We start from the raw sequence: 13678 nt of genomic DNA on the forward strand, positions 1-13678 counted from the left end.
GGCGACTGTGAACGCAGACGGGTTATTCAGTCTCTGAATGGCCGGTCACACGCGACCCTTGGCGGCTTTCTCCAACGCGTACGCCCGCGCTTCCGCTTTGTCCCTGAGCTTGCTGCCGCCCCACAGGGCCAGCGCGGCTAACACCAGCGTGCCGATGCCGGCGAGGATCATCATGCCGGCGAGGGGGCCGCCGTGCATGGCGAACCCCACTATTTTCACGAAGCCTGAATAGGCCAAGAGGTAGCCAAGAATTGTCAGTATCCAGCCTGTGATGCGCATGCTCAGTGTCCTTACTCGTTGTTGTCATTGATCCGTCGGCACGCTAACCGATACCCCGTCTCCCGGTAGGGCGTGCGGCTCAGTTTGCACTGGGCTTGGGTTGTTCATACCGGGCATTGAATGCCTGGATAAAACCATTACGCAAAATCGCCAAAAATGCCGAGAACGCGCTGATATTTTGCTGGTGCACGCTGCCGCTGAGTTCCACGCGGGTGGCAAACTGGTTTTTGTTCTGGTTCTTTAATACGGTCTCGCTGGCGCCGACCACGGCTTCCCAGATCGAGCGGAAGATATTCTTGTCCTTGTTTTCGACATCCTGTTTCCAGTCGAACACCTCTACGTCACGCAGCAGCGGCTTGATATAACCGCTCAGTTGGCCTTTTTCGGCCTGGGCTTCGACCACCACATCGCCCGTGCCGGCCTTGAAGTCGAACTTGCCGTACGCCGACGCGAAGTCATTCAGGCGTTTGAGTTGAATATCCTTGGCGCGAAAGCGGAATTCGAAGTCTTCGAAGTTGCTCAGCGGGTCGAAAGCAGCGGTGGCTTCCAGTGGCGCCTGGCCGAGCAATTGCGCCTTGCCTTCAAAGGTGGCGTCCCGCTTGCCTTTGATGTCCACCACATTGGTCAGGTTGTAGAAGCTGGCGTTGACCTGGGTGGCGTAGATATTCACCGCGGGCTTGGAATTGAAGTTGTGGAAGGCGATCTTGCCGTCCTGAATGCGGACTTCGTTGAGGGTGATCGGCAACAATTTGCCCAACTGTTCACGCCAGTCGGTGCCTTTACCGGTCTGCGATGCCTGTTGGTTGCCACCGTCGACGAAGTTCAGCTCGGGCTGGAAGAACTGCACCTCGGCCACCACCGCATGGTCGTACCACAACGAATGCCAGCTCACCGACACGTCGATCACCGGCGCTTTGACGAACGGAACCGGCACTTTGCCGTCGACTTTGACGATCTGCAGGCCGTTGATTTTATAGGCCCCGCGCCACAGCGCCACGTCCACATCCGTGACCTGGCCGCGGTAATCACCCATGTCGGCGAGCTTGTCGTTCAGGTAGTTGCGCACCAGGTAGGGCAGGGCGAGGTCCAGAGCAATCAGTACTAGCACCAGTACGGCGACGATCCATAGCAGCCCACTGTAGCGACGTTTCATGTGCAGGTTCTCCAACGTTATAGGCGATGGACCGCGCGCACCGGCGCAACGTTCCTCTGACTGGACGCCTACCAGCCTGAGGCATACCCTTGTGGCCTTGTTGAAATTGCCTTAAGGACCCGTCATGAGCCGTATCTTTGCAGACAACGCGCACTCCATCGGTAACACGCCCCTGGTGCAGATCAACCGCATCGCACCACGTGGCGTGACCATCCTGGCCAAGATCGAGGGGCGTAACCCGGGTTATTCGGTGAAGTGCCGCATTGGCGCGAACATGATCTGGGACGCCGAAAGCACCGGCAAACTCAAGCCGGGCATGACCATTGTAGAACCGACTTCCGGCAACACCGGCATCGGCCTGGCGTTTGTCGCCGCCGCCCGTGGCTATAAGCTGCTGCTGACCATGCCGGCGTCGATGAGCATCGAGCGGCGTAAAGTGCTCAAGGCGCTTGGCGCCGAGCTGGTGTTGACCGAGCCGGCCAAAGGCATGAAAGGCGCGATCGACAAGGCTGGCGAGATCGTCGCCAGCGACCCGGCCACCTACTTCATGCCGGCGCAGTTCGAAAACCCGGCCAACCCGGCGATCCACGAAAAAACCACCGGCCCGGAAATCTGGAACGACACCGATGGTGCCGTTGACGTGCTGGTGGCGGGCGTCGGCACGGGCGGCACCATCACTGGCGTGTCGCGTTATATAAAGAACACGGCGGGCAAGCCGATTCTGTCGGTGGCGGTCGAGCCGATCGTTTCGCCGGTGATCACCCAGGCGTTGGCCGGTGAAGAGATCAAGCCGAGCCCGCACAAGATCCAGGGCATCGGCGCCGGGTTTGTGCCGAAAAACCTCGATCTGTCGATGGTGGACCGCGTAGAGCGGGTGACCGACGAGGAATCCAAGGCCATGGCCCTGCGCCTGATGCAGGAAGAGGGGATTCTGTGCGGTATTTCCTGTGGCGCCGCAATGGCCGTGGCCGTGCGTCTGGCCGAGAAACCGGAAATGCAGGGCAAGACCATCGTGGTGATCCTGCCCGACTCCGGTGAGCGCTACCTGTCGAGCATGCTGTTCAGCGATTTGTTCACCGACCAGGAAACCCAGGCCTGATCGGTTCTTCGTGGCAAGAAGGCTTGTTGTGGCGAGCGGGCTGGTTGTGGCGAGCGGGCTGGTTGTGGCGAGCGGGCTTGCCCCGCGTTGGGCTGCGAAGCAGCCCCCAAAACCTGATGCCGCGGTTTATCAGTTGCACCGCGGCGTCTGAAGTGGGAGCGCTGCGCGCTCCAACGCGGGGCAAGCCCGCTCGCCACAACAAGCCCGCTCGCCACGACAGCCTGCAAGCCACAACCAGCCCGCAGGCCACGACAAACCCGCCAGCCACAAGGCCCCCAGGGTGTTGATTTATGTCAGCCGGTCGGCCTGGGCCTTCTGCATAATGGCCCAAGTGTTTATCATGGCCGGCTGCTACGTCTGGTTCCCGTCGACGGGAGGCTGTTGGCCAGGCGCTTATTTCCAGGAGTTGCTGCATGACCTTTTCTTTGGCCGCCAAACTGTCGGTGTTGCTGTTGTTTATCGGCAGCACGCTGTATGTGCACCTGCGTGGCAAGGCGCGTTTGCCGATGTTGCGTCAGTTCGTCAACCATTCGGCGCTGTTCGCACCCTATAACGCCCTGATGTACCTGTTCTCGGCCGTGCCGTCCAAACCGTACCTGGACCGCAGCAAGTTCCCGGAGCTGGATGTGCTCAAGGACAATTGGGAAGTGATCCGCGAAGAGGCCATGCACTTGTTCGACGAGGGTTACATCCGCGCCGCCGAAAAGAACAACGACGCCGGTTTCGGTTCGTTCTTCAAGAAGGGCTGGAAGCGTTTCTACCTCAAGTGGTACGACAAACCGCTGCCATCGGCCGAGGCGCTGTGCCCGAAAACCGTGGCCCTGGTCAGCAGCATCCCCAACGTCAAGGGCGCGATGTTCGCGCTGTTGCCGGGCGGCAGTCACCTCAACCCGCACCGCGACCCGTTTGCCGGTTCCCTGCGCTATCACCTCGGGCTGTCCACGCCAAACTCCGACGATTGCCGCATCTTCGTCGATGGTCAGGTCTATGCCTGGCGTGACGGTGAGGACGTGATGTTCGACGAAACCTACGTGCATTGGGTGAAGAACGAAACCGACCAGACCCGCGTGATCCTGTTCTGCGACATCGAACGCCCGCTGAGCAATCGCCTCATGACCCGCGTCAACCGTTGGGTCAGCATGCAGTTGGGCCGCGCAACTGCGCCGCAGAATCTGGATGATGAACGTGTTGGCGGGATCAACCAGGCGTATGCCTGGAGCAAAACCTTCAGCGACAAGTTCAGCGGCGTGGTCAAGCAATGGAAACGCAAGCACCCCAAGGCCTACCGCATTGCGCGGCCGGTGCTGGCGGTGGTGGTGCTGGTGCTGCTGTGGAAGTGGTTGTTCAGCTGATTTGAAAGGTTAAACACAGGTTGATATGTGGGAGGGGGCAAGCCCCCTCCCACATTGGTTTTGCAGTGTTGCTTAAGAGGCGATCAACTGGCGCAGCACATAGTGCAAGATGCCGCCCGCCTTGAAGTATTCCACTTCATTGAGGGTGTCGATCCGGCACAGCACCTCGACCTTCTCGCTGCTGCCATCCTCGCGCGTAATCACCAACGTCAGGTTCATGCGCGGCTCGATCTCGGCATGGGTCAGCCCAAGAATGTCGATCTTCTCTTTGCCGGTGAGTTTGAGCGCCTTGCGGTTCTGATCCAGCTTGAACTGCAACGGCAGCACGCCCATGCCTACCAGGTTGGAACGGTGAATCCGCTCGAAGCTCTCGGCGATCACCGCCTTGACCCCCAGCAGGTTGGTGCCCTTGGCTGCCCAGTCGCGGCTGGAACCGGTGCCGTATTCCTGGCCGGCGATCACCACCAGCGGTGTGCCCGACGCCTGGTATTTCATGGCCGCATCGTAGATCGGCATCTTCTCGCCGGTGGGGATGTACAGCGTGTTGCCGCCTTCTTCGCCGCCGAGCATTTCGTTGCGGATACGGATATTGGCAAACGTGCCGCGCATCATCACTTCATGGTTGCCCCGGCGTGAGCCGTAGGAGTTGAAGTCACGCGGCTCCACGCCCTGCTCGCGCAGGTAGCGCCCGGCGGGGCTGTCGGCCTTGATGTTGCCAGCAGGGGAGATGTGGTCGGTGGTTACCGAATCGCCCAGCAAGGCCAGTACATTGGCGCCTTTGACGTCCTCGATCACCGGCAGTGGCCCGGCGATGTCGTCGAAGAACGGTGGGTGCTGGATGTACGTAGAGTCTTTCTGCCATACGTAAGTCGCCGCTTGCGGCACTTCAATCGCTTGCCACTGCTCATCGCCGGCAAACACCTCGGCATATTCCTTGTGGAACATGCCGGTGCTGACTTGGGCCACGGCGTCGGCGATTTCCTGGCTGCTTGGCCAGATGTCTTTCAGGTACACCGGCTGGCCGTCTTTGCCTTCGCCCAGCGGCTCGCGGCTGATGTCGATGCGCACCGTGCCGGCCAACGCGTAGGCGACCACTAGGGGCGGCGAGGCCAGCCAGTTGGTTTTCACCAGGGGGTGTACGCGGCCCTCGAAGTTACGGTTGCCGGACAGCACCGAGGCGACGGCGAGGTCGGCTTTCTGGATGGCTTTTTCGATCGGTTCAGGCAATGGCCCCGAGTTACCGATGCACGTGGTGCAGCCGTAACCCACAAGGTCGAAGCCCAGTTGGTCAAGGTATTGGGTGAGGCCCGCTGCCTTGTAATAGTCGGTGACCACTTTGGAGCCAGGCGCCAGCGAGGTTTTTACCCAGGGTTTGCTGGTCAGGCCTTTTTCCACGGCTTTTTTTGCCACCAGGCCTGCGGCCATCATTACGCTGGGGTTGGATGTGTTGGTGCATGAGGTAATCGCGGCAATCACCACGGCGCCGTTTTTCAGGCGATAGGTGTGGCCGTCGTATTCATAGTCGGTTTCGCCCACCAAGTCGGCGTTGCCCACGGCGACACCGCCGCCGCCTTCGCTTTCCAGGCGGCCTTCTTCTTTGCTGGTTGGTTTGAATTGCAGGTCGAGGAAATCGCTGAAGGCCTGGCCCACATTCGGCAGCGACACACGGTCCTGCGGGCGTTTCGGCCCGGCAAGGCTGGCTTCGACGCTGCCCATGTCCAGCGCCAGGGTGTCGGTGAACACCGGCTCCTGGCCGGCGTTGCGCCACAGGCCCTGAGCCTTGGTGTAGGCCTCCACCAGCTTGACGGTTTCGGCAGGGCGGCCGGACAGGCGCAGGTAGTCCAGCGTCACTTCATCCACCGGGAAAAAGCCGCAGGTGGCGCCGTATTCAGGAGCCATGTTGGCGATGGTGGCGCGGTCGGCCAGCGGCAGGTCGGCCAGGCCGTCGCCGTAGAACTCGACGAACTTACCCACCACGCCTTTTTTACGCAGCATCTGGGTCACGGTCAGCACCAGGTCGGTGGCGGTGATGCCTTCCTTGAGTTTGCCGGTGAGCTTGAAGCCGATCACTTCCGGAATCAGCATCGACACCGGCTGGCCGAGCATCGCCGCTTCTGCTTCGATGCCGCCCACGCCCCAGCCGAGTACGCCCAGGCCGTTGATCATGGTGGTGTGCGAGTCGGTGCCTACCAGTGTGTCCGGGAAGGCGTAGGTGCGGCCGTCTTCGTCCTTGGTCCACACGGTGCGGCCCAGGTATTCAAGGTTGACCTGGTGGCAGATGCCAGTGCCCGGTGGCACCACGCTGAAGTTGTCAAAGGCGCTTTGGCCCCAACGCAGGAAGGCGTAGCGTTCGCCGTTGCGCTGCATTTCTATGTCGACGTTTTGCTCAAACGCGCTGGTGCTGCCGAATTTGTCGACCATCACCGAGTGGTCGATGACCAGGTCCACGGGGAGAGCGGGTTGATGCGCTGCGGGTCGCCACCGGCCTTGGCCACGGCGGCGCGCATGGCGGCCAGGTCGACCACGGCGGGCACGCCGGTAAAGTCTTGCATCAGCACGCGGGCCGGGCGGTATTGGATTTCGCGGTCGGACTGGCGCTCTTTGAGCCAGGCGGCGATGGCCTTGAGGTCGGTGCCGGTGACGGTTTTGCCGTCTTCCCAGCGCAGCAGGTTTTCCAGCAGCACCTTGAGGGACATCGGCAGCTTATCCAGGTCACCCAGGCTCTTGGCGGCTTCGGGCAAGCTGAAGTAGTGGTAAGTCTTGTCGTCGATTTGCAGGGTTTTAAGGGTTCTCAGGCTATCAAGGGATGACATTACATGACTCCTTATGGTCCGCACGGCTACGGACCTGACGGGACGAACAGAGCTTTCAACTTAGCCCTGTTTTCATTAGCAGGCTAATAACTGGACTCTATCGTTAAGTCCAAGGTTCCGAACTCGGCTATCATGCGCGCGTTTTCATGACAGGTAGTGCGATAGCGCAATGCCGGTTGATTCACCAGGAGAGTTGATGAACACCCTTTTTATGCACTGCCGGCCGGGTTTTGAAGGCGAAGTCTGTTCCGAGATCGCGGAACACGCCGCGCGCCTGAACGTTTCCGGCTATGCCAAGACCAAGACCGGCAGCGCCTGCGCCGAATTTGTCTGCACCGTCGAGGACGGCGCCCAGCGCCTGATGCACGGCCAGCGCTTTGCCGAGCTGATCTTCCCGAGGCAGTGGGCGCGCGGGGTGTTCATCGACCTGCCGGAAACCGACCGTATCAGCGTGATCCTCGCGCACCTGCAAGGCTTCCCGGTGTGCGGCAGCCTGTGGCTGGAGATGGTCGACACCAACGACGGCAAGGAACTGTCGAACTTCTGCAAGAAATTCGAAGTGCACCTGCGCAAAGCCTTGTTGAATGCCGGCAAGCTGGTCGATGAACCGAGCAAGCCGCGCCTGCTGCTGACCTTCAAGAGCGGCCGCGAAGTGTTCATGGGCCTGGCCGAGTCGAACAACTCGGCGATGTGGCCGATGGGCATCCCGCGCCTCAAGTTCCCGCGTGAGGCGCCCAGCCGCTCCACCCTGAAGCTGGAAGAGGCCTGGCACCACTTTATCCCCCGCGACCAGTGGGATGAGCGCCTGCACAGCGACATGACCGGCGTCGACCTCGGCGCAGCGCCCGGCGGTTGGACCTGGCAACTGGTCAACCGTGGCATGCTGGTGACCGCCATCGACAACGGCCCAATGGCCGAAAGCCTGATGGACACCGGCCTGGTTCAGCACCTGATGGCCGACGGCTTTACCTTTGTGCCCAAGCAGCCGGTGGACTGGATGGTCTGCGATATCGTCGAGAAGCCGGCGCGTAACGCGGCCCTGCTGGAAACCTGGATTGGCGAAGGCTATTGCCGTGAGGCGGTGGTGAACCTGAAATTGCCGATGAAGCAGCGTTACGCCGAGGTGAAGCGTTTGCTGGAACGCATTGAAGACGGCTTCAAGGCGCGTGGTATTCGTGTTGAGATCGGCTGCAAGCAGCTGTACCACGACCGTGAGGAAGTGACCTGCCACTTGCGTCGGCTGGTGGATGTGAAGAAGCAGAAGTCCCGCTGACACCTTGAGGTAACCACAAGACCAATGTGGGAGCGGGCTTGCTCGCGAAAGCGGTATAACAGTCGAAATTTATGTTGAATGTGCCCGCGTCTTCGCGAGCAAGCCCGCTCCCGTATGTTGAGCGGCGCCCGTTTCAGGAGTGATGTATGAATCAGCCCCTCGATTTGCCGGCAGACGCCGTGCTCGACGCCACCGGCCTCAACTGCCCGGAGCCGGTGATGATGCTGCACCAGCACATCCGCGACTTGCCGCCCGGCGGCTTGCTCAAGGTGATCGCGACCGACCCGTCCACCCGCCGCGATATTCCCAAATTCTGCGTGTTCCTTGACCACGAACTGGTGGATCAGCAGGAACAGGCTGGTACGTACCTGTACTGGATTCGCAAGAAGGCCGATTAAACCAGGCGAATCCGCCGGCGCGCGCTGCGTGTCAGGCGGATCACCAGCATCGCGGCGGCGCAGCTCAAGCCCACGATCAGTCCCTGCCACAGGCCGCTGGGTCCACTGGCGGCGCCCAGCCAATCGGTCAGCCCCAGCGCGTAACCCACCGGCAACCCCACGCCCCAATACGCGAACAAGGTCAGCACCATGGTCACCCGTGTGTCCTGATAACCCCGCAGCGCGCCAGCGGCCGTGACCTGGATCGCGTCCGAAAACTGGAACAGCGCCGCAAACACGATCAGCATCGACGCCACGTGGATCACCGACGGGTCAGGCGTATAGATCGTGGCAATCTGCTCGCGAAACAGCAGCATCAGGCTGCAGGACAGGCACGCGTAAGTCAGTGCCGTGCCCATGCCGACCCCAGCGGCAAAACGCGCTTCACGCGGCTCACCACGGCCCAGGGCCTGGCCGACTCGCACGGTAACGGCCATGCTCAGCGAGTAAGGGATCATGAACACCAGCGAGCTGAAGTTCAGCGCGATCTGGTGCCCGGCCACTACGCTGGCGCCCAGGCTGCCGATCAGCAGGGCGATCACCGCAAAGATGCTCGATTCGGCAAACACCGCAATGCCGATCGGCAGGCCAATGCTCAGCACACGCTTGATCACCGACCATTTTGGCCAGTCGAAATGCTTGAACAACTCGCTGCTCTGATAGGCCGGTGCCCAGCGGGTCCAAGCGGCCAGGCCGAGCATCATCACCCACATCACGATTGCCGTGGCCCAGCCGCAACCCACGCCGCCCATGGCCGGCACGCCGAAGTGGCCATAAATGAACACGTAGTTCAGCGGAATATTCAGCGCCAGCCCGCACAGACCCATGACCATGCTCGGCCGCGTGCGACCCAGGCCGTCGCTGAAGCAGCGCAGCACGTAATACAGGGCGATGGCCGGCATGCCGGAGGCGATGCCGTGCAAGTAGGCCATGCACGGTTTGATCAGCTCGGGGTCGACATTCATCGCATGCAGGATCGGCTCGGCGCTGACCAGCATCAGCAGCGCGGTGAGCCCGACCACCACGGCCAGCCACAACGATTGACGCACCAGCGGGCCGATCTCGGAGTAGTGGCCGGCACCGAAGCGCTGGGCGACCTTGGGCGTGGTGGCCAGCAAAGTGCCGGTCATCAGCAGGTACACCGGAATCCAGATCGAGTTGCCCAGGGCCACGGCTGCCAGGTCTCGCGGGCTCACACGCCCGGCCATGACCGCGTCGACGAAGCCCATGGCGGTGGTCGCGAGTTGGCCGATCATGATCGGCAGGGCCAGGGTCAGCAGGCTGCGCACCTCGCGGCTGACGCGGGCGGGGCGGGAGAGGGCGGTGGTGGCGGTGTTCACGTGCGAGTGTCCAGTAAAAGTGTTGCAAAGGACGGCGCAGTCTACGCGCTGACGCACCGGTCAGGAAAAAACCTGTGTTAGCGATTTGTAAGCGCTCCTGCGGCAGCCGCATTAATCCTGTGTGGACTGGCTTATGTGGGAGCTGGCTTGCCTGCGATGCAGACGCCTCGGTCTATCAGCTGTACCGAGGTGATGCTATCGCGGGCAAGTCTGGCTCCCACATCAGCACTGCTCACCCGGCATCTGCGGTGTTACACAGATCGCATCCCTGTACACTGCTGGTCCGCGAAAGGAGCCTGCCATGCTGATTGTTGCCGACGAAAATATCCCGCTGCTCGATGCATTCTTCGAAGGGTTTGGCGAGATTCGCCGGGTGCCAGGCCGGTCCATCGACCGCGCCACGGTCGAGCAGGCCAACGTGCTGCTAGTGCGCTCGGTGACCAACGTCAATCGCGCGTTGCTGGAAGGCACACAGGTTCGGTTTGTCGGCACCTGCACCATCGGCACCGACCATCTGGACCTCGACTACTTCAAGCAGGCCGGCATCACCTGGTCCAGCGCGCCGGGCTGCAATGCGCGTGGCGTGGTGGACTATGTGCTGGGCAGCCTGCAGACCCTGGCCGAAATTGAAGGCGTCGACCTCAATCAGCGCACCTACGGCGTTGTCGGTGCCGGTGAAGTCGGCGGGCGGCTGGTCAAGGTGCTCAAGGGCCTGGGCTGGAACGTGCTGGTGTGCGACCCGCCGCGCCAGATCGCTGAAGACGGCGATTACGTCAGCCTCGAACAGATCATCCAGCAGTGCGACGTCATCAGTCTGCACACGCCGCTGACCAAATCCGGCAACGGCTCCACCTGGCATTTGTTTGACCGCGAGCGCCTCAACCGCCTCAAGCCTGGCGCCTGGCTGATCAACGCCAGCCGTGGCCCGGTGGTGGACAATGCTGCCCTGCGTGAAGTGTTGCTGGAGCGTGAGGACCTGCAAGCGGTGTTGGACGTGTGGGAAGGCGAGCCCGAAGTGGATGTCGATTTGGCTGACCTGTGTGTGCTGGCAACCCCACATATCGCCGGTTACAGCCTCGACGGCAAGCAGCGCGGCACTGCACAGATTTATCAGGCGTTCTGCGCCCATCTGGGCCAGGCGCCGAGCATCCAGCTAAGTGATCTGCTGCCGCAGCCGTGGCTGGCCGAGGTGCACTTGAACGCTTCGACCGACCCGGCCTGGGCGTTGGCGACCTTGTGCCGCAGCGTGTACGACCCGCGCCGTGATGACGCGGATTTGCGCCGTAGCCTCGTAGGCTCTGTGGACGAGCAGCGCAAGGCGTTCGACCTGCTGCGCAAGCATTACCCGCAGCGCCGAGAGATTGACGGCTTGAAGGTGCGAATCAATGGCGACTCTGCCGCGCTGTCGGCGATCGTCACCGCCCTGGGCGCCGAACTGCTCTGACGCGCGGCGCCGGCAAGGGGCGTGCGCATACGCGCGGCATAAAAAACCCGGCCACAGGGGCCGGGTTTGAAAGAGCTCGGGCGTATCAGCCTTGCTGCGCAGGCTTGACCAGGCGCTGTTCCAGTTCGCGGCACGCTTGCTGGATCATCTCTTCGGTAATCTGCACTTCGCGGCCTTGAGCGTCGATCACGGAGCAAGGCAGATGCTGCGGTTGGCGGATCACTTCAATCTTGGCATCGCTGCTGTTTTGCAAGGTCATGGCCTGTCTCCTCATCAGGTTGTGTACCTACTGTGTTTCTTACATTAAGCCCCCCCCGCGTGACCAAGCTATTACAACTCCTTACAAAGTCACCGGTTCGAACAACCAGTCCACCAGAAAGCGATACAAATTTCCAGCGGGGGGTTAGACCGATAACCTCTAGGGATCAGCATCGGCGGGCATAATTAACCTGACTCATTGTTATTTACTCAAGTTCCCCCAATGTTGTGGTGTAGATACTTATCTCCCCTGCGCAGGTGATGCCCTCCATGTTCTCAGTCCGTCAACGCCGTGCGATCCGCTTGGCCAGCCGCTTTATCGCGCCCTACCGTTGGCAGGCACTGGGTGCCTTGCTGGCGCTGATCGTCACGGCGGGCATCACCTTGTCCATGGGGCAGGGCATTCGCCTGCTGGTCGACCAGGGCTTCATGACGCAATCGCCACACCTGCTCAACCAGTCCATCGGCCTGTTCATGATTCTGGTGCTGGGCCTGGCCGTGGGTACGTTTGCGCGGTTTTACCTGGTGTCGTGGATCGGCGAACGGGTGGTGGCGGATATTCGCCGGCAGGTGTTCAACCATTTGATCTACCTGCACCCCGGCTTTTACGAAAACAATCGCAGCTCGGAAATCCAGTCGCGGTTGACCACCGACACCACCTTGCTGCAATCGGTGATCGGCTCCTCGCTGTCGCTGTTCCTGCGCAATGCCCTGATGGTCATCGGCGGCATCGTGCTGTTGTTTGTCACCAACCCCAAGCTCACCAGTATCGTGGTGATCGCGCTGCCACTGGTGCTGGCGCCGATCCTGATTTTCGGCCGGCGTGTGCGCAGCCTCTCGCGCCTGAGCCAGGACCGCATCGCTGACGTCGGCAGTTATGTGTCTGAGACCCTCGGCCAGATCAAGACCGTGCAGGCCTACAACCATCAGGTCCAGGACGAGCAGCGTTTTGCCGTTACCGTGGAGGAGGCCTTTGCCACGGCGCGCAAGCGTATCGTGCAACGCGCCTGGCTGATTACGCTGGTGATCATGCTGGTGCTCGGCGCCGTTGGCGTGATGCTGTGGGTGGGCGGGATGGACGTGATTGGCGGCCGTATTTCCGGCGGTGAGCTGGCCGCGTTCGTGTTTTACAGCCTGATCGTCGGCAGCGCGGTCGGCACGTTGAGCGAAGTGCTTGGCGAACTGCAACGCGCCGCCGGTGCTGCCGAGCGGATTGGCGAGTTGTTGCAGTCGAGCAACGAAATCCAGGCCCCCGCCGATGGCACCGTACAGTTACCGGAGCGCGTCAGCGGCCGCATGGAACTGCAAGACCTGCGCTTTTCCTACCCGTCGCGCCCGGACAGCTACGCCATCGATGGTTTGAGCCTGACCATCCATCCCGGCGAAACCCTGGCACTGGTCGGCCCATCCGGCGCCGGTAAGTCCACGATCTTCGACCTGCTGCTGCGTTTCTATGACCCCCAGCACGGCCGCATCCTGCTCGAAGGCCACCCGCTGACAGCGCTCGACCCGATGGACCTGCGCCGCCACTTCGCATTGGTGTCGCAAAGCCCGGCGCTGTTTTTCGGCAGCGTCGAAGAAAACATCCGCTACGGCAACCCGTCCGCCACCACCGCGCAGGTCGAGGCCGCGGCGCGCATCGCCCATGCGCACGACTTCATCCTGCAAATGCCCCAGGGCTATCAGACCCACCTTGGCGACGGCGGCATGGGCCTCTCCGGCGGCCAGCGCCAACGCCTGGCCATCGCCCGTGCGTTGTTGGTGGACGCGCCGATCCTGCTGCTGGACGAAGCCACCAGCGCACTGGATGCCCAGAGCGAGCATTTGATTCAGCAGGCGTTGCCGCAACTGATGCAGGGCCGCACCACCTTGGTGATTGCGCATCGATTGGCAACGGTGAAAAACGCCGACCGCATTGCGGTGATGGACCAGGGCAAACTGGTGGCGGTTGGCACGCATCAGCAGCTGATCGCGAGCAATCCGCTGTATGCGCGGTTGGCGGCGTTGCAGTTCAATGAGGGTGATGAGGTCGCGAAAAGCGAGGGCTAGCCGGCCTGCATTGTGCTGTTTTTGTGGCGAGCGGGCTTGTTGTGGCTAGAAGGCTTGGTGTGGCGAGCGTGCCTGTTGTGGTGAGCGGGCTTGCCCCGCGTTGGGCTGCGTAGCAGCCCCAAAACCTTTGTACTCGGTTTGAGCGGTTATACCGAGGCGCCTGAATGGGAGCGCTTCGCAC

Annotated in this window: 10 protein-coding genes and 1 pseudogene; 6 read left to right on the forward strand and 5 right to left on the reverse strand. The window is 61.6% G+C overall.

All coding sequences use genetic code 11. The annotated features are described in order from the left end of the window. Nucleotides 1–45: 45 nt before the first annotated feature. Both AB5I78_RS08195 and AB5I78_RS08200 read right to left on the reverse strand, forming a co-directional pair. Entirely contained in the window at nucleotides 46–279 is a 234-nt protein-coding gene (locus AB5I78_RS08195) for a hypothetical protein (RefSeq protein WP_369300636.1), read from the reverse strand. A gap of 79 nt (nucleotides 280–358) precedes the next feature. Then, nucleotides 359–1432: a DUF748 domain-containing protein gene (locus tag AB5I78_RS08200; RefSeq protein WP_369300634.1), complete on the reverse strand. Its 1074-nt coding sequence runs from the start codon at nucleotides 1430–1432 to the stop codon at nucleotides 359–361. Between the two features lie 124 nt (nucleotides 1433–1556). On the opposite strand from AB5I78_RS08200, the gene cysK reads away from it, so the two are divergent. After that, complete coding sequence (gene cysK, locus AB5I78_RS08205; RefSeq protein WP_145163016.1) at nucleotides 1557–2531, forward strand: cysteine synthase A; 975 nt, start codon at nucleotides 1557–1559, stop codon at nucleotides 2529–2531. A gap of 413 nt (nucleotides 2532–2944) precedes the next feature. Beyond that, on the forward strand, nucleotides 2945–3883 hold the full coding sequence (locus AB5I78_RS08210; protein WP_145163021.1) for an aspartyl/asparaginyl beta-hydroxylase domain-containing protein: 939 nt from the start codon (nucleotides 2945–2947) through the stop codon (nucleotides 3881–3883). A gap of 72 nt (nucleotides 3884–3955) precedes the next feature. On the opposite strand, the pseudogene acnA reads toward AB5I78_RS08210, so the two are convergent. Continuing rightward, nucleotides 3956–6696 (reverse strand): annotated as a pseudogene (gene acnA, locus AB5I78_RS08215) (aconitate hydratase AcnA). Nucleotides 6697–6892: 196 nt separating this feature from the next. On the opposite strand from acnA, the gene rlmM reads away from it, so the two are divergent. Then, a complete protein-coding gene (rlmM, locus tag AB5I78_RS08220) occupies nucleotides 6893–7969 on the forward strand; it encodes a 23S rRNA (cytidine(2498)-2'-O)-methyltransferase RlmM (RefSeq protein ID WP_369300631.1) in 1077 nt (358 codons plus the stop codon). A gap of 146 nt (nucleotides 7970–8115) precedes the next feature. Then, the gene (tusA, locus tag AB5I78_RS08225) at nucleotides 8116–8367 is read left to right on the forward strand and encodes a sulfurtransferase TusA (RefSeq protein ID WP_145163027.1); all 252 of its coding nucleotides are present in this window, start codon (nucleotides 8116–8118) and stop codon (nucleotides 8365–8367) included. On the opposite strand, the gene AB5I78_RS08230 is transcribed toward tusA, so the two are convergent. Next, on the reverse strand, nucleotides 8364–9746 hold the full coding sequence (locus AB5I78_RS08230) for an MATE family efflux transporter (RefSeq protein WP_242193962.1): 1383 nt from the start codon (nucleotides 9744–9746) through the stop codon (nucleotides 8364–8366). The genes tusA and AB5I78_RS08230 overlap by 4 nt on opposite strands. Before the next feature lie 301 nt (nucleotides 9747–10047). Here AB5I78_RS08230 and pdxB point away from each other — a divergent pair, with 301 nt between their 5' ends. Further along, nucleotides 10048–11190 (forward strand): 4-phosphoerythronate dehydrogenase PdxB, encoded by a 1143-nt coding sequence (gene pdxB, locus AB5I78_RS08235; RefSeq protein ID WP_242193960.1) that lies wholly within the window; start codon nucleotides 10048–10050, stop codon nucleotides 11188–11190. A gap of 85 nt (nucleotides 11191–11275) precedes the next feature. Here pdxB and AB5I78_RS08240 read toward each other — a convergent pair whose 3' ends face one another. Continuing rightward, on the reverse strand, nucleotides 11276–11449 hold the full coding sequence (locus tag AB5I78_RS08240; protein ID WP_027604248.1) for a PA1571 family protein: 174 nt from the start codon (nucleotides 11447–11449) through the stop codon (nucleotides 11276–11278). Between the two features lie 260 nt (nucleotides 11450–11709). Between AB5I78_RS08240 and AB5I78_RS08245 the strand changes: the two genes are divergently transcribed. Continuing rightward, nucleotides 11710–13497 carry an ABC transporter transmembrane domain-containing protein gene (locus tag AB5I78_RS08245; RefSeq protein WP_369300629.1) on the forward strand — a complete coding sequence of 596 codons (1788 nt, stop codon included), beginning with the start codon at nucleotides 11710–11712 and terminating at the stop codon, nucleotides 13495–13497. Nucleotides 13498–13678: the final 181 nt, after the last annotated feature.

This window comes from Pseudomonas sp. N2-3-1-14 (genome assembly GCF_041228395.1).
Lineage (GTDB): Bacteria > Pseudomonadota > Gammaproteobacteria > Pseudomonadales > Pseudomonadaceae > Aquipseudomonas.